Source organism: Lawsonibacter celer (assembly GCF_014281125.1).
Classification (GTDB): Bacteria; Bacillota; Clostridia; order Oscillospirales; family Oscillospiraceae; genus Lawsonibacter_B; species Lawsonibacter_B celer.
The window spans coordinates 121,886-139,631 of sequence record NZ_JACOEA010000001.1 but is presented as its reverse complement, the minus strand read 5'-3'; the positions used below and the strand labels follow the sequence as shown (position 1 = coordinate 139,631).

At 60.1% G+C, this 17,746-nt stretch carries 22 protein-coding genes; 5 read left to right on the top strand and 17 right to left on the bottom strand.

What is annotated here, in order from left to right:
- Nucleotides 1–35: 35 nt before the first annotated feature.
- The 8 genes from H9Q75_RS00670 to acgA all read right to left on the bottom strand — a co-directional run bounded on the left by H9Q75_RS00670 (nt 36) and on the right by acgA (nt 4,977).
- The gene (locus H9Q75_RS00670; protein WP_186564247.1) at nt 36–506 is read right to left on the bottom strand and encodes a TspO/MBR family protein; all 471 of its coding nucleotides are present in this window, start codon (nt 504–506) and stop codon (nt 36–38) included.
- Nucleotides 507–856: 350 nt separating this feature from the next.
- On the bottom strand, nt 857–1,726 hold the full coding sequence (locus tag H9Q75_RS00665) for an SIR2 family NAD-dependent protein deacylase (RefSeq protein WP_243200630.1): 870 nt from the start codon (nt 1,724–1,726) through the stop codon (nt 857–859).
- Nucleotides 1,689–2,480 (bottom strand): protein-ADP-ribose hydrolase, encoded by a 792-nt coding sequence (locus H9Q75_RS00660; RefSeq protein ID WP_186564245.1) that lies wholly within the window; start codon nt 2,478–2,480, stop codon nt 1,689–1,691. The genes H9Q75_RS00665 and H9Q75_RS00660 overlap by 38 nt, the downstream gene beginning before the upstream one ends.
- Nucleotides 2,481–2,487: 7 nt before the next feature.
- Nucleotides 2,488–3,099 (bottom strand): 4Fe-4S binding protein, encoded by a 612-nt coding sequence (locus tag H9Q75_RS00655; protein ID WP_186564244.1) that lies wholly within the window; start codon nt 3,097–3,099, stop codon nt 2,488–2,490.
- A complete protein-coding gene (locus H9Q75_RS12570) occupies nt 3,096–3,473 on the bottom strand; it encodes a nitroreductase family protein (protein ID WP_207720721.1) in 378 nt (125 codons plus the stop codon). The genes H9Q75_RS00655 and H9Q75_RS12570 overlap by 4 nt, the downstream gene beginning before the upstream one ends.
- A complete protein-coding gene (locus tag H9Q75_RS12735; RefSeq protein ID WP_207720720.1) occupies nt 3,419–3,688 on the bottom strand; it encodes a nitroreductase family protein in 270 nt (89 codons plus the stop codon). The genes H9Q75_RS12570 and H9Q75_RS12735 overlap by 55 nt, the downstream gene beginning before the upstream one ends.
- 1 nt (nt 3,689) lies before the next feature.
- Complete coding sequence (acgM, locus tag H9Q75_RS00645; RefSeq protein ID WP_186564243.1) at nt 3,690–4,718, bottom strand: radical SAM/SPASM domain protein, ACGX system; 1,029 nt, start codon at nt 4,716–4,718, stop codon at nt 3,690–3,692.
- A 109-nt stretch (nt 4,719–4,827) separates the two neighbouring features.
- On the bottom strand, nt 4,828–4,977 hold the full coding sequence (gene acgA, locus H9Q75_RS00640) for an ACGX-repeat peptide (protein ID WP_186564242.1): 150 nt from the start codon (nt 4,975–4,977) through the stop codon (nt 4,828–4,830).
- Between the two features lie 194 nt (nt 4,978–5,171).
- Here acgA and H9Q75_RS00635 point away from each other — a divergent pair, with 194 nt between their 5' ends.
- From H9Q75_RS00635 to H9Q75_RS00625, 3 genes are all read left to right on the top strand, one after another.
- A complete protein-coding gene (locus H9Q75_RS00635; RefSeq protein ID WP_186564241.1) occupies nt 5,172–5,498 on the top strand; it encodes a winged helix-turn-helix transcriptional regulator in 327 nt (108 codons plus the stop codon).
- 12 nt (nt 5,499–5,510) lie between these two features.
- Nucleotides 5,511–5,966 carry an AlbA family DNA-binding domain-containing protein gene (locus H9Q75_RS00630; protein ID WP_186564240.1) on the top strand — a complete coding sequence of 152 codons (456 nt, stop codon included), beginning with the start codon at nt 5,511–5,513 and terminating at the stop codon, nt 5,964–5,966.
- A 205-nt stretch (nt 5,967–6,171) separates the two neighbouring features.
- Complete coding sequence (locus H9Q75_RS00625) at nt 6,172–7,083, top strand: fumarylacetoacetate hydrolase family protein (RefSeq protein ID WP_186564239.1); 912 nt, start codon at nt 6,172–6,174, stop codon at nt 7,081–7,083.
- Between the two features lie 54 nt (nt 7,084–7,137).
- Here H9Q75_RS00625 and H9Q75_RS00620 read toward each other — a convergent pair whose 3' ends face one another.
- The 3 genes from H9Q75_RS00620 to H9Q75_RS00610 form a co-directional block, all read right to left on the bottom strand.
- On the bottom strand, nt 7,138–8,385 hold the full coding sequence (locus H9Q75_RS00620; protein ID WP_186564238.1) for an MFS transporter: 1,248 nt from the start codon (nt 8,383–8,385) through the stop codon (nt 7,138–7,140).
- A 61-nt stretch (nt 8,386–8,446) separates the two neighbouring features.
- The gene (locus H9Q75_RS00615) at nt 8,447–9,658 is read right to left on the bottom strand and encodes an MFS transporter (protein ID WP_186564237.1); all 1,212 of its coding nucleotides are present in this window, start codon (nt 9,656–9,658) and stop codon (nt 8,447–8,449) included.
- Nucleotides 9,659–9,696: 38 nt separating this feature from the next.
- Nucleotides 9,697–10,458 carry a cyclase family protein gene (locus H9Q75_RS00610; RefSeq protein WP_186564236.1) on the bottom strand — a complete coding sequence of 254 codons (762 nt, stop codon included), beginning with the start codon at nt 10,456–10,458 and terminating at the stop codon, nt 9,697–9,699.
- A gap of 234 nt (nt 10,459–10,692) precedes the next feature.
- Between H9Q75_RS00610 and H9Q75_RS00605 the strand changes: the two genes are divergently transcribed.
- Together H9Q75_RS00605 and H9Q75_RS12925 are read left to right on the top strand one after the other, a co-directional pair.
- Nucleotides 10,693–11,580 (top strand): LysR family transcriptional regulator, encoded by an 888-nt coding sequence (locus tag H9Q75_RS00605; RefSeq protein WP_186564235.1) that lies wholly within the window; start codon nt 10,693–10,695, stop codon nt 11,578–11,580.
- Between the two features lie 122 nt (nt 11,581–11,702).
- Nucleotides 11,703–11,801, top strand: a complete 99-nt coding sequence (locus tag H9Q75_RS12925) for an IS3 family transposase (RefSeq protein ID WP_186564234.1) — start codon at nt 11,703–11,705, stop codon at nt 11,799–11,801.
- A gap of 68 nt (nt 11,802–11,869) precedes the next feature.
- On the opposite strand, the gene gltA is transcribed toward H9Q75_RS12925, so the two are convergent.
- From gltA to H9Q75_RS00570, 6 genes are all read right to left on the bottom strand, one after another.
- Nucleotides 11,870–13,267 carry an NADPH-dependent glutamate synthase gene (gene gltA / locus H9Q75_RS00595; protein WP_186564233.1) on the bottom strand — a complete coding sequence of 466 codons (1,398 nt, stop codon included), beginning with the start codon at nt 13,265–13,267 and terminating at the stop codon, nt 11,870–11,872.
- Nucleotides 13,268–13,283: 16 nt separating this feature from the next.
- Nucleotides 13,284–14,141 (bottom strand): sulfide/dihydroorotate dehydrogenase-like FAD/NAD-binding protein, encoded by an 858-nt coding sequence (locus H9Q75_RS00590; RefSeq protein ID WP_186564232.1) that lies wholly within the window; start codon nt 14,139–14,141, stop codon nt 13,284–13,286.
- A gap of 146 nt (nt 14,142–14,287) precedes the next feature.
- Entirely contained in the window at nt 14,288–15,193 is a 906-nt protein-coding gene (locus tag H9Q75_RS00585) for a histidine kinase dimerization/phospho-acceptor domain-containing protein (RefSeq protein ID WP_186564231.1), read from the bottom strand.
- A gap of 20 nt (nt 15,194–15,213) precedes the next feature.
- Nucleotides 15,214–15,972, bottom strand: a complete 759-nt coding sequence (locus tag H9Q75_RS00580) for a hypothetical protein (RefSeq protein WP_186564230.1) — start codon at nt 15,970–15,972, stop codon at nt 15,214–15,216.
- Between the two features lie 4 nt (nt 15,973–15,976).
- Complete coding sequence (locus H9Q75_RS00575) at nt 15,977–16,735, bottom strand: ABC transporter permease (protein WP_186564229.1); 759 nt, start codon at nt 16,733–16,735, stop codon at nt 15,977–15,979.
- On the bottom strand, nt 16,728–17,651 hold the full coding sequence (locus H9Q75_RS00570; RefSeq protein ID WP_186564228.1) for an ABC transporter ATP-binding protein: 924 nt from the start codon (nt 17,649–17,651) through the stop codon (nt 16,728–16,730). The genes H9Q75_RS00575 and H9Q75_RS00570 overlap by 8 nt, the downstream gene beginning before the upstream one ends.
- Nucleotides 17,652–17,746: the final 95 nt, after the last annotated feature.

Sequence of the window (17,746 nt, the reverse complement as noted above, 5' to 3'; positions counted from 1 at the left end):
TGTTTTTTGAAGACATATCGCTGTTTGCCTGCCGTCTAATTCAGCTGATAGATACCCCAATTTAGATATCCGGCAAATGTGACCCATAACAAATATGGAAGCATCAGATGCCCTGCTGTCTGGGAAATCCGATAAAACCATACAGTAGTTGCAAAAATAAGGAGCCATAAAAGAATGAGCCAAAAGAAGGAGAGCAAGTAAAGTGACAAATTAAAAAAGATGATTGACCAGAAGAAGTTAACTCCTAACTGTATTCCATACAGCCACAGTGCCTTGTTGATCGTTTGCTGTGGTTGTGCTGACCTGAGAACCAGATAGGATGCAACTCCCATTAAGACAAACAAAATTGTCCATACTACCGGAAAAAGCCATCCCGGCGGGGATAGAGGCGGTTTGTTAAGGATTGCAAAGGTGTTCATGCTTTCCCGGGATAGCCACGCAGAGATTCCACCAACCGCAAGCGGGACAGCAACGCAAATAAACAGTTGTCTTAGTTTTCGATTCAAAAAATCACCTCCGTGGAACAATTCTATTAGTTTCCATGCCGCACCATGCACTGATACTCCTGGAAATTTTTATACATTATATATTGAAACATGCCTCCAGGGCTCGGCCGGCATCGAATGCATGAAGACGCCTGGCCGGGGATTCAGCTCAAGCGTGCAACGCCCTGACGCTTTAATCAACCATAAAAAATGCCATTAAAAATAGCCTATTTATCGTATTGGGGTAAATCGCCGCAAGCATCCTATCGCTTGCGGCGAGCTTTTCGGTCTCATACCGGAAAGCACCGCGCGCTCCTTCTGACGCTCCCCCCAAAACGCCTCCCTGCGCGGCTGTCGGCGGCCCTGCCGTTTTACTGATGCAGCACATATGCCCGCAGACACGTCAGCACCGCCCCAATATCCCGTTCCATGCACAAGGCGCGCCTGCCCAGCTCCAGGGGTGCCCAGGCCTGGCCGCGGTTGACGCTCACATAAAGCGCACGGGGGTTTTGAGCGGCCATGCGCCAAAACGGGTATTTGATAATCACAGGGGTGTTCTCCCCCACGCCCAGCTCCAGCAGAAGCAGGCGCGCGCCCTCATGGCGGCGCAGGAACTGCTCATAGCGCCCGGCCGCGGCATACCAACCCTCATCCTGGACAAAGGAGGCGTCACTGCGCAGATTCATGGTCATGGGCCTGCCGCATTTGGGACAGTAGGGAATGCATTTAGTGGGAATCCGCATGCTCCTCTGCTCCGCCACCATGCGGCGCACCGCGCTCTCATTGTCGTAGGTAGTCCTGTGGCAGGGCCCGGAGCACTGCCACAGCCCGTAGTCTCCTTGGGTGTAGAACAGCCGTTTTTTATCAAATCCCGCCTTTTGGAAGCAGTGATCCACATTGGTGGTCAGCACAAAATAGTCCTTGTCCTCCACCAGTCGAAGCAGGTCCTCATAGACCGGCTTGGGCGGGTCGGTGTAGCGGTTGATGAGGCTGTTCCGGCTCCAGAAGGCCCAGAACTCCTCCAGGGTCGGATAGGGATAGAATCCGCCGGAGTACATGTCGCGAAAGCCGTACTTGGCCTGGAAATCGGCAAAGTGTTCCTCAAAGCGGGGCCCGGAATAGACAAAGCCTGCCGAGGCGGACAGGCCAGCCCCCGCGCCCACCAGTACGGCATCGCAAGCGCTCAGCCATTCGCCAACCCGTTCAACCTGTTCCGAGAAGCGCCCGGTAGGTCTGGGCATCCAAATCCTTGAAAACATTGAAAATCACCTTTTGAATGGAAGTTTTCTCCTTGAGGAAGTCCCTTACCGTGGCCACGGCGATTCGGGCGGCCTCCCGGCGTGGGAAGTGAAACTCCCCGGTGGAGATACAGCAGAAGGCCACGCACTCCAGTCCGTGCTCCGCCGCCAGCGCCAGGCAGGCGCGGTAGCAGGCGGCCAGCTGGGCGCGGTCCTGCTCCGTCACCTGGACCCGGACGATGGGCCCCACGGTGTGGAGGACATACCGGGCGGGGAGGTTATAGGCCGGGGTGAGTTTGGCCCGCCCGGCAGGCTCCTCATGCCCCTGTTCCGCCATGAGCCGTGCGCAGGCGTTCCGGAGCTGTAGCCCCGCCGCTGAATGGATAGCGTTGTCAATACAACCGTGGCAGGGGCAGAAGCACCCCAGCAGCGCTGAGTTGGCGGCATTGACAACGGCGTCGCATTTCAGCCGGGTAATATCCCCCTGCCATAGGGCCATCCCCGGCCGGCCCGGGACCTCCAGGAGGCCGGAGGCATCCACCACGCCCCGTTCCTCCCGCTCCTCCGATAGCAGCCTGTCCTGGGCCGCCAGAAATTCCGGATCCAGGGACATGGGCGGCCGCAGGTTCATCAGGGAGCGCAAAAGCCGCCGGCGATGCTCCGTCTCCATGGGAACCCGCGCCGCCCAGTCGCGGTATTCCGGCATTTCCGCCAGCAGGCGTGCGTTCAGCGCCTCGATCTGTTCTAGTCTGGTCATTGGCTTTTCAAAGGCGGCGGACGGCCCCCACCGGGCAGCGCTCCAGACATCTGCCGCAGTGCAGACAGTGCTCCTGCCGGATGCGGAAGGGCGTCCCCGCGTCGATTGCCCCCTGGGGGCAGACGGCCTGGCACAGCCCGCAGCCGACACACTCCCTCGTGATCTCATAGCCCCTGACCCTGGGGCGGCTGTTCCCCACGGCATAGGTCTCCCGGAAGATGGGCCTGACCCCCAGGTGGAAATATTCAATGGAGAAGTCCCGGATGCAGAAGATGACGCCAGCCTTCCGGCTGTCCCCGGGGTAGACGTTGGCCAAATAGGGCTGCTCGGAAAAGATCACGTCCAACCACCGGGCCTGCGCCTCCTCCGGGACGGCCTGGGCCCGCCCGGACAGGCGGACCATCTCCTTGAATTTGGTATAGCCCATCACCTGGACCCGGCCGTCCCGCTCCAGCTCCCGGCAGAAATCCTTCCCCCGGGCGGTAAAGAAATACAGGCTGTCCGCCTCATAGTGGATGGCGCTGATGCACCGCACCTGGGGCGCGCCCCACTCATCCACGGTGGCGAAGGACAGCACACCCACATAGCTCAGTTTCTCCAGGCAGGTCTCAGCGTTCATAGGATTTCCTCCTGTTCAATAATCTTGATTCGGCCCGCTCTGCGCTCTTTGGGGCTGGGATAGCCCCCCTCACAGTAGCCTAACGTAACGAAGCACCGGGCGATCCAGCCCTCCGGGATACCCCACTTCTTCATCAGTTCCAGACCCAAAAGCGTGTCAAAGGTATCCTCCCCACGAGCGATGATGCAGGAGGCAAGCCCTAACTCGGATGCCGCCAGAACCATATTCTCGGCACAGCAGAAAGCGTCCGGGACGCCGTATAAAAAGCTTACGGGCGTGAACACCACGCATACCGTCGGCGCGCCATAAAACCCGCTTTTTATGGAAGGGTCGTCGATGATGCTGGGCTGATCAGCGGAAACGTAGCCACCCAACAGTTTGCGCCTGTCCATACTGGCTGCGTTGAGCCGTCCCAATCGCTCACCAGTTCCCGGTCATGAATCGCCGCCAGTACAGACCTCTGCCCGCCGCCGGCGTTGGGGGCATAGCTGCCCACCTCCAGCACCTTCTCCACCAGTTCGCGGGGAATTTGGCGCTTCTGATATTTGCGGATCGACCGGCGGGAGCGCATCAAATCAAAAATATCCATTTCAAACCTCCTTCCAGCACTGGGGGTCGGCGGCGTACATATCGCCGTGGTATCCGGCGGCCACGGCAGGACAGCCCCGGCAGAACCGCCGCAGCTCGCACTTGACGCACTTCTCAAATTTATCATACCGGCGGTATGCCTCATAGGCCTCCCCGGTGAACAGGTCATAGAGGTCGTCGGCGAGGACATTGCCCACCCTGCTCTCCATCCGGCGGCAGGCGTACACCGCCCCGTCGGAAAGAATGGTCATGTGGCAGTTGCCGCAGTTGCAGCCGCCGTAGATCATGTCGTCCTCCGGATAGTCCCTGAGATCAAAAAGGCCCTCCTCATACTGGAATAGGGTCCACAGGTGATCCTTCAGGTTGAAGGAGGTCTTGCAGCCCTCCGCTTCATATTTCTGGAACTTCTCCCAGCACTGCTCCATCATGTCCCGGTATTCCTGGGGCGAACAGGTGGTATCCCGGTCGGCACGTGAGGGACAGTACCGGGCAAATGCAAAGACATCCGCCTCGTGCTCCACCGCCACATCCACTAGAGAGGGAATTTCCGCCACGTTCCATTTGGACACGGTAGCCATGACGGCCACGCTGATGCCCGCCCGTTTCAGGGGCGGGATGGCCGCCAGGGTCTCGTCATAGGAGCCGGGGCGGCGGATGCGGTCGTGTGTGTCCCGCAGGCCGTCCAGGGACAGCTGGTACTTCCGGCAGCCGCAGGCGGCTAACCGCTCACACACCTCATCGCTGAGATGGAAGGGATTACCCAGGATGGCAAAGGGCAGGTCCCGCTCACGCAGCAGCTTGGCCAGGGTCCAGAACTGGGGGTGCAGGATGGGGTCGCCCCCAGTGAGGTAGAAGTAGGGCATCCGGCCCGCCTTTTTACAGAAGGTCCGGCAGTTCCCAATGACCTTCACCATGTCCTCCACGGCCATTTCCCTGAACTTGGCGTGGGAGCCCAATGCGTAGATGTAGCAGTGCTTGCACCGCTGGTCGCAGGCCTCCGTAATATGCCACTGAAACGCAAAGTATTCCATCGTTCACTTCTCCTTAAGGGTTCTGATTGATACACACGCGGGAGCGCGCCTCCCAAAGGGCCGCTGTGCCCTCTCGGAGCCGCCCTCCCGCAGGGAGGCGCGGCCTTGCTCACTTCCCGTCGCCGGCACCGCAGGCGCTGCCGCACGCGCTGGGCTTGGGGTCCGGCTTGGGATCTCCCGCCCCGCAGGCCGTGCCGCAGGCTGTCGCGGCTTTCGTCTCGGCATCCGCGTACCAGGCAAACAAATTCTTCAGTCCCATGATACATTCCTCCATACTTTTGATTGGACCGGGGCGGTTTTCCCGGCCTCTGAACACAGCATAGCATCCGGGAACCGCCCTGAAAAGTACGCACTTTTTTATAACCCAGTCACCTTTTGGTGACCTTTGTGCCGTTGACAGCGCACAAGCGCGGCACTATAATGAGATTATCACGTCCACAAGGAGGTCGTCCGATGCTGACCAAAGAGGAGATGCCCGCCTGCCCGGTGGCCACTACGGTGGCACTCATCGGCAGCAAGTGGAAGCTGCTGATCCTGCGCAATCTGATGGACCGCCCCTGGCGGTTCAATGAGCTGAAAAAGGACCTGGAAGGCGTCAGTCAAAAGGTGCTTACGGACGCTCTGCGCTCCCTGGAGGAGGACGGTCTTGTCACCCGCACGGTCTATCCCGAAGTGCCCCCACGGGTGGAGTACGCACTGAGCCAACTGGGAGAATCCATGCGCCCCATTCTGGACTCCATGAGGCTGTGGGGCGAGGCGTACAAGGCCAGGCAGCTCTGAGGAGGGCGTGTTATGTTTGATCTGACCCAAATTCCCTCCTACCGGGAGAACAACCGTCTGGAGGCCAAGCTGGCCACCGGCGGTCTGCCCCACAGCGTTTGGGAGACCTATTCCGCCTTTGCCAACACCTACGGAGGGCTGATTCTGCTGGGCGTGGAGGAGCTGCCTGACCACTCCCTGCGGGTGCAGGGCCTGCTGAATCCCGAGGAGCTGGCGGCGGAATTCAAGGCCCTTCTGAATGACCGGAGCGTGGTCAGCAGCAACATCCTTACTGACGATCAGATCCGGGTGGAACACGCGCCGGGCGGAGACATCGTGGTCATCGAGGTCCCTCCCGCCCCGACGGACCAGCTGCCCGTCTATCTGGGCAAAAGCCCCTTCACCGGCGCCTACCGCCGCAGCGGAGACGGGGACTACCACTGCACCCGGGCGGAGCTCAACGCCATGCTGGGCGGAAAGGCACATTAACCGGCTTTCCGGCGTCTGTGCCCGATTCATGTTGCCGTGTTCGGAGGAATCCGCCTCAACTAAGCGCCTATGCACATCAGCGTGTGGAATCCGCGCTTTACTTCCTTTCCGCGCTCTGATAGAATCCGTTTATCGGCCGCACAGGCCTATCCGGAGGAGGACCCGGACGCCGCCCCGCCTCCTGTTGCAGAAAGGATGTATCACAATGAAGTTGCTGACCTATCAGTACAGATTCTTTGGTCCCCGCGCCGGTATGAAGCTGGACGATGAAGTAGTGGATCTGACCGCTCTGCTGGGCTGTTCCGAGGTCATTCCGGACATCGGCGCGCTGATCTGCCGCTTTGACGATCCCGTCGCCGCCATTCAGGCCGCTCTGGACAGCGGGGCAAAGCGGGAGACCCTGCCCCTGAGTGCGGTATCGCTCCACCCGCCCATTCTGCGCCCGGCCTCCATCCGGGACTCCAGCCTGTTTGAGGCCCACTCCAACGGCACCAGCAAGCGCAGCGGCCATACCACTCCCCCCATCTGGTACGAACGCCCCATCTATTTCTACGAGAACCCCAATGTGCTCAGCGGGCCAGAGGCGGTCATCTCCCGCAAGGCCGGATCTGTCACCCTGGACTACGAGGCGGAGCTGGCGCTGGTGGTGGGCAGGACGGGCCGCGACATCAAGGCCGAGCACATCCTGGACTACATCTTCGGCGTCACCATATACAACGACTGGACGGACCGGGCGGAGGGCGGCCGTGAGGTGGGCTTCCTGGGGATGCACAAGAGCAAGGATTTCGCCGCCGGGTTCGGCCCCTGGATCGTCACCATGGACGAGGTCATCGACCGCTGGAATAACGGGCGGCTGGACCTGAAGGTGGACGCCTTTGTCAACGGAACGCAGACCACGGATTCGGCCACCGGGGATATGTACTGGACCATCCCACAGCTCTTTGAGGTGGTGACCCAGGACTCCCCTGTGGTCCCCGGTGATGTGATCGGCCTGGGCACCGTGGGCGGCGGCTGTCTGGCCGAGCGCGGCGGGGCGCTGCCCTACCTCTCCGACGGCGACACCGTGGAAATCCGGATTGAGCGCATTGGAACCCTGCGCCAATATGTAAAGAAATGAAAAAGAGGTCCCCCCGGCATATACCGGGGGGACCTCCTTTTTTCGCCCAAAGGATTAAGCGCGCGGCGCCGGGCGGTATTTGAAATTAGATAGTGCTAGCAACACAAAGCTGAACGCCGAAATAACGCCCCAAAACAGATAAACTCTGGCATAGGTCCCGGACAGAGATGCGCTGGCGCCGATCAACAGGTAGCACAAATTGCGAATCAGGCTGGCACCGGTGAACAGTACAGACCACACGCTGGCATAGTTGGCGCGCCCGTACTGGCTGACCAGGGCGGAGGCCATCAGGTTGGCGTTGGCCCCGCCGCTGGCCATTGCCAGCCAGAGGGGCAGCAGAAACAGCCTCTCCGTACCGGTCAGCGCAAAGGCCCCTGAATAGCCGACCACATACAGCGTGGCAAAAATCAGGCTGGCCTTTTTGGTACCCAACTTGGTGTCCAGCACGCCGATCACAAAGCTGCCCACCAGAGAAAACAGGCTGGTCAGGGACATCAGCCCCACGGCGTCCACCTGGGAATAGCCCCGCTCCTGCATATAGGGGACAAAGGCAGTAATGCCGCCCGTGGTGGCGATAAACAGCAGGCCAAACCCTACGATATAGCACAGCCCGTCCTTGGAGCAGATCAGCTCCCGCGCCCTCCAGTCCTGACGACCGGTCCCGCCAAAGGCCTGCCGCTCCTTCCTCGTCAGGGGCAGGTTGTCCGGCAGGAGCCCACACTCCTCCGGGGTATCCACGATCCACCGCAGGGATACGAGCCCCAGCGCCGCAATCACGGCCGCCAGGATATAACAGACGTTGGTAAACCCGATTTGGGGGCTGTACACCGTGATAAACAGGACCGAGGTAAAAGAGGCCGCCATCATGCCGGCGGTGGTAATCCCCATCACCCAGCCCTTTTTCCGCGGAAACCAGTTGGCGATCAGCGCGTTGGTGGCGGTAAAGCTGTAGCCGTTATACAGTCCCTGGCTGACCACGGACCAGAGAATATAAATCCCCAGGCCCGTCCCGTTTCCCAGGACGCACAGGCCGACCGCCGTTCCCACGCAGCTGAAGGCAGTAATGCCCCGCACGCCCTTGGTGATGACCCACCGGCCGATCAGAAAGGTCATCGCCACGGAGAGAAATCCGCCCACAGTATTGACCGAGGTGACCAAGTTGGAGTCCAGCCCGGTCATGACGCAGTACTGCGCCACGATGACGCTGAGCCCTCCGCCGATCAGCGTGCCGTAGATCCAATACATCAAGAAGGAGTGGACCACCATAGAGTAGCCGCGGAGGAACGATTTCTTCTGTGTCATAAACAGCATCCTTCCCAGTCATACCCGCGGCGGAGGCCATTCCCTGCCGCGGGCATGCTTTTTAGTCTGCAATCTTCTCCGTTCCCTTCAGTTTCTGGGTAGCGATGGCGAAGACGGACAGGGCTGCGCAGATCACCGCGCTCAGAATATAGCGGGTGTAGATGGTACCGCCCATCCGCGCCACCGTGGAGGTAATTAAGTAGGGGGTGAGGAAATTGCCGAGCACATTGGCCGCGTTGAAGTAAGAGAAGCCTCTGGAGGTGGCCCCCTTCTCCAGGGTAAGGGGCAGAAATACAAAGCTGGCCGACTTAAAGATGCCGAAGCCGAAGCCGATTACCGCGGTGGCCACGAAGATCAGCCACACCATGGATACGCTCTTGCAGGCGGCAATCAGGAACAGTCCGACTGCCATCAGCACGATTCCGCCGGTCATGCAGGGTTTGCCGAACTTGTGGCAGAAGAACTTCAGGGTGGTTGCCGCGATCACGTTCAGCCCGGCAAAGAGGAAGGAGCCATAGCTGGCCATTTGGGCGTAATTTTCAAAGCCAAGGCTCTGGAACAGGGACGAGGCGTTGCTCTGATACACCATCCAGCACAGCCCGGCGAAAAAGGACTCGATCACCCAGCAGATGAGCGCAGGAGACCACACCTTGACCTTTACAGGGTTGCCGCCACTCTCTCTGGGAAGGCGCTGGAGCTCCTCCCTGGGCTGAACAACCACCGTAATGATCATAACCGGAATGGTCAGGAGAAAGATCCAATAGACACAGGGCCAGTCAATGGCCACCAGCAGGCCGCCGAGCAGCGGGAATACCACGCTGCCCACCGTGGCGGCCACCGAGTTCTGGGCATTCATTTTGACCAGCTCGGCGCCCTCAAAATGGTTGGCGATGTTGATGCCGTTGAGCGGGGTGATAAGGCCCATGCCGATGCCGATGAGAATGCTGGACAGGAACAGCAGCGGCACGCTGGTCTTGGCACAGAAAAATCCGATGACGCCGCCTGCCAGGACGCTCAGCAGGGTAAGCAAGGACATACTCTTCAGGGTCATTCGCTTTTCCAGCCAGATGCACAGCAGGGAGCCCACCACCGCCATTCCGGTGGTCGTGGAAAAAATCAGCTGTATGGTGGACACCGGATAATCCGGATAAGTCTTAATCAGGTCTGCAATAATCAGAGATATAACGTTTTTTGACAGTGCCAGCGCGTTCAGGGATAGGATGGCAATGGCAATCCGGGTCTGAAGCGCGGTCCACTTTGCTGCAGTATGCATGTTCAAATTTCCTCCTCATACTGATTCTCTTGTTCCGGTTACAGCACGGCGATGGGGCGCACCCAGCCCGCGCTCCCCCCCTTGATCTTTACCGGAAAGCAGATGACCTGGAATCCGATGGCGGGCAATTGGTCCAGATTGGTCATCTTCTCCATCTGGTAGTACTCCATCTCCATGCCCGCCAGGTGCCCCTCCCAGATGACGGAGGGGTCCTTCGTCCGGGCAAACTCCTTTGCCACCAGCGGCAGGGGGACATCCCAGCTCCAGGCGTCGGTCCCCACCACCTTGATACCCTGCCGCAGCAGCCACAGGGTGGCCTCACGGCCCACGCCGCAGCCGGTGACCCCGTACTCCGGCCTGCCGTAGTTTTTCTGCGCTCCGGTGTGCAGAAGCACGATGTCCAGGGGCTTGGGCTGATAGTCGATACTCTTGAAATATGCCTCCAGGTCCGCCGCGGTCACCTTATAGCCGTCCGGCTTATCCTGGAAGTGGAGGCACACGCCATTGCCCATACACCACTCCATAGGCATCTCGTCAATGGTCCGCGCCCGCTCGCCGCCGTTCATGGTGGGCGCATAGTGCCAGGGCGCGTCCATATGTGTCCCGCTGTGATCCACACAGGATATCCGCGTGTCCGCGCAGCAGCCTCCGGGTGGCAGGTCCTCTCTGGCACAGCCGTAGGTTTTCATCATTTCACTGGCGCCCGTCTCATGGTCTGAGTACTGAAAGTGTGGACGCATAATCGGGATATCGGAGAGTGTGTCAGGCTCAAAGAGGACAGATAGGTCAATGAACTTCATACTAGGTCACATACTCCTCTCATTTGTTTATGATTTTGCCGCAAATCCTCCGTGCGCACGAAAACAATTGGTCGGCTTTGTATTCATCATACCGGCAATCTGCCGCAAAATAAAGGACCGATTTCACACACTTCCGTGCATTTGGCGCACATAATGTTTAAAATTTACATAGCTGTCACTTTTATGATATAGTTAAAAAATAGATCTGGCGGAAGCGGGAGGGGTTATGGTATTATGACGCTGGAGCAGTTGGCGTTTATTTGTGAGGTGGAGTCCGCCGGCACCATTGTCGCCGCGGCGCGGAATCTTTACGTCTCCCATACCACGGTCAGCCGCGCCATCTCCAGCCTGGAGGATGAACTTGGATTTGCCATCTTTGACCGCTCCAGACGGGGTTCCACCCTGACTGGTAAGGGTGCCGAAACCATTCGCCTGGCCCGGATCATCCTGGAAAACGTCGAGAGCATCAGGTACCTGGGGGAGAACCAGGAGACCAGCGCCCTGCACATCGGCGCCTACCCCATCGGTACCACTACCTTTCTGCAAGATGTGGTGTCCCGCTTCAACCAGCTCTACCCCGAGTACACGATTTTCATCAATCACACCGGCGTAAACGACATCATTTCCGCTGTGCGGGACCTCACTCTGGATTTTGGTCTCATCTGCTGTCTGCCGGAGCTCTGGAACTCCATCTGCGTCGGCGGCCAGGTCACCGAACTGCCGCAGTCCAATCTGGTGGTCATTTGCAGCCCGGATTCCCCCCTGGCCAGGAAGCCCTTTGTCACCCCCGACGATCTGAAAAACGAGACCTTTATCCTGCAAAGCAAGGAGCAGGTCCTCTACATGATGCAGCATGTCTTTTTCCCCGGAGGCATGCCGCCCATCTCCATGTTTTCCAACAACAATGAACTCATCAAAACAACCGTCATGTCCAATCGCATGGTCGCCACCTATGTGGAGATAGTCATCGCGGACGACCCCCTTGTAAAATCCGGGCAACTGGCCTGTGTCCCCATCAAGCTGGGGGACGAGCTGTATAAGCTGAAATATCTCTATGTCCAGCCCCTGAAAAAGCGCGTCAGCGCTGCGGAGCGCACCTTTCTCCGGTTGATACCCTTTTAAATGAAAAAACAGAGGGCCACCCGATCAGGTGCCCTGCATCTGGTAAGATAAAAGTAGACACTCACAAAAAGCGTGAGTGTCTACTTTTTCGTATCTGCTAAAATAAGGATGTTCCGGCCCGGTTGGCCGCCTACGTCGATTTCTTCAACAACCGCCGTCCGGCTGCCGCTTTGGGCTACAAAAGCCCAGTTCAGTACAGAACCGAACTGGGCTTCTGTTAGCTGCACTTTTACCTGTCTACTTTTCCTTGACAGATGCAGCCCGATCGGGTGACCCTCTGTTTTTTCATTTATTTGCCCCGCTTCTCCTGAAGGTACTGGTCCATGGCGGCGGCGGCCTTTTTACCGGCGCCCATGGCCAAAATCACTGTGGCCGCGCCGGTGACCGCGTCGCCGCCGGCGTACACGCCCTCCCGGGTGGTTGCCAGGCGCTCCTCGTCCGCTACCAGGCATCCCTTCCGGTTGGCCTCCAGCCCCGGTGTGGTGGAGCGGATCAGCGGATTGGGGCTGGTGCCTAGGCTCATAATGACCGCATCCACCTCCAGCTCAAACTCGCTGCCCTTCACCTCGATAGGACGGCGGCGGCCGGAGTCGTCCGGCTCGCCCAGCTCCATCCTGACGCACTCCATGGCCCGCACCCGGCCCTGGTCGTCCCCCAGTATCTTCACCGGGTTGTTCAGGAAGAGGAACTCAATCCCCTCCTCCTTGGCGTGGTGGATCTCCTCCCGGCGGGCAGGCATCTCCTCCTCGCTGCGGCGGTAGACCACATACACATGCTCCGCGCCCATGCGCTTGGCGCAGCGGGCCGCGTCCATGGCCACGTTGCCGCCGCCCACAATAGCGGCCCGCCTGATCTTTTTGATGGGCGTGTCGTACTCCTCCCGGTAAGCCTTCATCAGGTTGATCCGGGTGAGGTACTCATTGGCGGAGTAGACCCCGGCCAAGGTCTCCCCCTCGATACCCATGAACATGGGCAGGCCCGCGCCCGAGCCCACAAACACGGCCTGATAGCCGTCGGCAAACATCTCGTCGATGGTGTAGGTCTTGCCCACCACAATGTCGGTCTCCAGCTCCACTCCCATGGCGGTGAGCTTATCCACCTCATTCTGCACAATGGCCTTGGGCAGGCGGAACTCCGGAATGCCGTACACCAGCACGCCGCCGGCGGTGTGGAAAGCCTCAAAGATGGACACCTGATAGCCCGCCCTGGCCAGGTCGCTGGCGCAGGTCAGGCTGGCCGGGCCCGAGCCCACCACCGCCACCTTCACCCCGTTACTCTCCGGGCGCCTGGGCATCTCGTTCACGTTCTCCCGGTACCAGTCGGCCACAAAGCGCTCCAGCCGGCCGATAGCCACCGGCTCGCCCTTGATCCCCCGGACGCACCGGGCCTCACACTGGCTCTCCTGGGGGCAGACCCGGCCGCTGACACTGGGCAGGGCATTGGTGTCTGAAATGATCTCATAGGCGGCTTTAAAGTCCCCTTCCGCCACCTTGGCGATGAACTCCGGTATGTGGATATTCACCGGGCAGCCGCCCACGCAGGGCTGGTTCTTACAGTGGAGGCAGCGCCCCGCCTCCTCCATGGCCTGCTCGGCGGTATAGCCCAGGCAGACCTCTTCAAAATTGTGATTGCGTACCTGCGGGTCCTGCTCAGGCACAGGCACCTTGGTCAGACTCATATTTGCCATGCTCCCATGCCTCCTCTCAATGGATCAGGGTCTTGCCCAGCTGCTCCATGCGGCAGGCATGGCGCTGCTTCTGCTGGGCCTCTTCCCCGCGGTAGACCGCGTTGCGGCTCATCAGCTCGTCAAAATCCACCTGATGACCGTCAAAGTCCGGGCCGTCCACACAGGCGAATTTCATCTTTCCGCCCACGCTCACCCGGCAGCCGCCGCACATGCCGGTGCCGTCGATCATAATGGGGTTGAGGGAGACGATGGTCTTAATGCCATAGGGCTCGGTGGTCTTGCAGACAAACTTCATCATGGGGATGGGGCCGATGGCGATGACCGCATCGTAGGAATTGCCCGCGTCAATCAGGCTCTTGAGCTTATCGGTGACAAAGCCCTTCTCCGCGTAAGAGCCGTCGTCCGTGGTGATGTACAGATTGTCGCAGACGGCTTTGAACTCCTCCTCCAGAATGACGATATCCTTGGAGCGGAAGCCGGCGATCACATCCACCGCCAGGCCCTTGGCGTGCAAGCCCTTGGCCTGGGGATAGGCGATGGCGCAGCCCACGCCGCCCCCCACCACGCACACCCGCCTGGCGCCCTCGGGCAGCTCGGTGGGCAGGCCCAGGGGCCCCACAAAGTCCCGGATGGAGTCCCCCTCCTCCAGGTCGCCCAGCAGCTGAGTGGTCAGCCCCACCTTCTGAAAGATGATCGTCACCGTGCCCCGCTCCCGGTCAAAATCCGCAATGGTCAGCGGGATCCGCTCACCTTGCTCATCCACCCTCAGGATGATGAACTGCCCCGGCTCCGCTTTCTTCGCGATCCGCGGTGCTTCCACCTCCAGCAATGTCACGCTGGCGTTTAATACCTTTTTTCGAATGATCGTTACCATTGCTCTCTACCTCTCAAAAAGTATGAGTACCTAACTTTTTGTTAGCTATCCTCAATTATTGTTAGCATACCACCCAAATCCGCGCTTGTCAACGGCTTCTCCCCTGTTAAATCCATAACAAAAGCAGGCATGGAGCCCATGCCTGCCTATTTTGCCGTTTTCCAGCGAATCTCAATGAAAAAAATTCCATTGCACAGCTGTGCAGAAACCCGGTGTCCCATCCGCTCCGTCAGCGCCTTGACAATCGCCAGCCCCAGCCCGGTATTGCGCCCCGTGCGCATCTTATCCGCCGTGTAGAAGCGGTCAAAGACATAGGGCAGATCCTCCTCCGTCACGTCCCCGGCGGGGTTTCCGAAGCGGCTTATCACCTCGTCTCCCTCCTGGAAGAGCTTAATTTCCAGGTATCCCCTGCCGTGGTCCAGGGCATTGCGGAGCAGGTTGGTCAATACCCGCAGCACGCCGGACGGATCGGCGGCCGCCGGCGGCAGTCCCTCCGCCAGATCCACCTGCACGTCAAAGCCGGCGGCGGTAAAGTCACCGTAGAAGGAGGCCAGCAGACCGGACAGGACGGCCGACAGATCCACCGGCTCCCGGCTGAGGGGATAGTCTCCCCCCTCCAGCCGGGACAGGTCATAAAAGCTGGTAATGAGGCTCTGAAGCGCCTTGGCCCGTCCCTCCACCACAGACAGGTACTCCCGCCGCTCCCCGGGCGGGAGGCCCTCGTCCTCCAGCAGCTGAAGGTATCCCAGAATCGAGGTAAGGGGGGTACGCAGGTCGTGGGAGATGTTGGCGATCTGCCGGCGCAGCTCCTGCTCCCGCTCCCGGTAGGCCGCCTCATCCCGGCGGCGCAGCTCCAGGAGGATATTCACCTGGTCCAGCAGTCCCTCCAAGGCCCGGTTGGGAGAGGTCAGCTTCAGATGGGTAGAGGAGCGGGAGCGCTCCAGTTCGGCCAGCTGCCGTTCCGCGCTGCGCAGGCCGCGGCGGGTGAGCGCGGCCTGGGTCAGCAGCACTGCGCATAAAACAGTCAAAAGGATACAGAAAAGCGCCGTCACCCCAGGTCAACTCCTCTCGTCTACAGCTCCTGCCGCTGGAAAAACAGCAACCCCACCTCTGTGCTGACTGCAAGCCACCCCAGGCCCAGCAGCCAGCAGCGGCCCAGGAATGCCCAGTCCATGGCGTCGGTCAGGACCCCCCAGAAGGGCCCCACCAGGGAGATCCGCTCTCCCATCCTCCCCAGCTGCTGAAACGCCGGCAGCTGGACGGCACGGAAGAGCGGGGGCAGCAGAGGGCCCAGATTGAGGCCCAAAAAGAGCACCACCACCGCCGTCACCGCGCTGCGCAGAACCGTGAAGGCCAGCATACACACCCCCAGCATGCCCAGCCACAGCGGGAGGGCGCACAGGACCACATACCCCAGGACGGCCAGCATCTCCCGCTCTGCCGCAGGGTCGCCATGGGTGCAGAGCACCCAGTTGCTCCCCAGGTAGAAGGCAAACACAATGCCGCATGTAAGCAGGCAGACTGTCAGGGCGGCGCACATCTTGCCCATATAAATCATTGGCCGGGACAGTCCATAGGACACCTCGTTCTTCAGGGTGTCCCCCCGGCGGGTATCCGGCGCGGTCAGCCAGGTCAGCGGGATGACCAGGTACATCCCCAGAATCATCGTGCTGGTCAGCAGGGCCACCATATCCTCAAACTTTCCGTCCGGCCAGCCGAACACCCACCCCAGGCAGAACAGACACTCCCCTGCCAGCAGCAGGCCCACCATCACATAGAGGATCCTGCGGCGGGAGGCCTTATACAGCTCTGCACGGACATAGTTGAGCATGGCGTCAGTTGATCTCCTTTCGGCGGAAGAGCACGAGCCCCACCACAGTGGCGCCCACAAGCCACGCGGCGCCCAGGCCCCAGCTCAGGGCCAGAAAGCGGCCGTCTCCCACTGCCGTCTGGGCAGCCTCCACCATGGCGGAGGGCATAAAGGCCGCGGCGTTTCCAAAGGCCGGATGGACCAAGAGGCCCAGAAGCTTCAGCGCGTTTTGTGGCACCACCAGAATCAGCACGATCAGGATGGCGGCCACCGTGCTGGAACGCACCAGAAAATAGGCCATGATGCTCACTCCCAGCATACCCAGCCACTGGGGCAGGGCCGCCAGAGTGCAGTAGATCACCATCTCCAGGGCCTTGGCGGCGTTGCCCGGCTCACCGGGCAGCAAGGTCAGCCAGCACATGCCCTCATAGAACACCAGCACCGCCAGGGACATCAGAATCCCCAGCACGGCGGCCACGGCCAGCTTGCCCAGGTAGATGCGGGCCCGGGGCAGCCCGTAGGACACCTCGTTTTTCAGTGTGTTGTTTTTGTATTGCTCAGAAAAGACCATGTCCCCAATGAGGACGGGGGCATACAGTCCCACGCTCAGCAGCATGACCGCCATGCCGCCGCCGCTGGCGAAGTCCACGTCATTTCCATGGGAATTGGTAAACACCCATCCGCTGATGAGCAGCGCCGCACCCGCCAGCAGCACCAGCAGGGTTACGTAGGGGTAGGCCCGCCGGGAGACCTTATAGCCCTCGGCACGGATGTAGTCAAGCATGGCGGACACCTCCGATCATGTTCAGGAAGTAGTCCTCCAGATTGGCCCCCCGGCTCTCCGAGCCCAAGAGGGCCACGCCGCCCTCCACCAGGGCCTGGTTGACCCTGTCCGGCGCGTCCATGCAGCTGTACAGCCGGATCACGTTTCCGGGCAGCACCTCGTAGTCCCGCAGGTTCAGCTTCTGCTCTAGCACCAGGGCGGCGCTGGAGGCGTCGTCCACCCGCAGTTCCAGACAGGCCCGGCACTTCTCCCGGAGGGCTTTGGCGGAGATCTGCTCCAGCATGATGCCGTGATCAATGAATCCGTAGCAGGTGGCCAGGTTGGCCAGCTCCGTGAGGATATGGCTGGAGATCAGGATGGTGGTCTGCCGCTGGCGGCACAGGTCCAGGAGGATGTTGCGGAATTCCACGATCCCCTCCGGATCCAGGCCGTTGATGGGCTCGTCCAGTAGCAACAGGTCCGGATGGTTCATCAGTGCCAGGGCCAGGCCCAGCCGCTGCTTCATGCCAAGGGAAAAGTGCTTGAATTTCTTTCTGCCGGTGTCCGTCAGCCCCACCCACTCCAGGGCCTCCTCCGCCACATGCCGGCCAGGGATGCCCCGCTGCAGGCGGTAGTACTCCAGGTTCTGCAGCGCGGTCAGATAGGGATAGAAGCTGGGGGTCTCCACCATGGCGCCCGTCCGCCGGCGCATGGCGCCCAGCCGGGCGGGGTCTGTCTCCCCGAAGAGCTCGATCTGCCCGGCGGTAGGCACGGTCTGGGCGGTAATCATACGGATGATGGTGGTCTTGCCCGCGCCGTTGCGGCCCACCAACCCATAGATCTGGCCCTTTTCGATGGACAGCTCGGCTCTGTCCACCGCCAGGTGGTTCCCGTAGCGCTTGGTCAGCCCGCGGGTCGCCAGTACGATTTCTGCCATTTGGCATCAGCCTTTCTTTTGGATTGTGATGCCAGTATAAATCCAAGTCCATAATCCGGCTTTAAGGAAAGGTGAAGAAAGCATAAAGTTCCCCC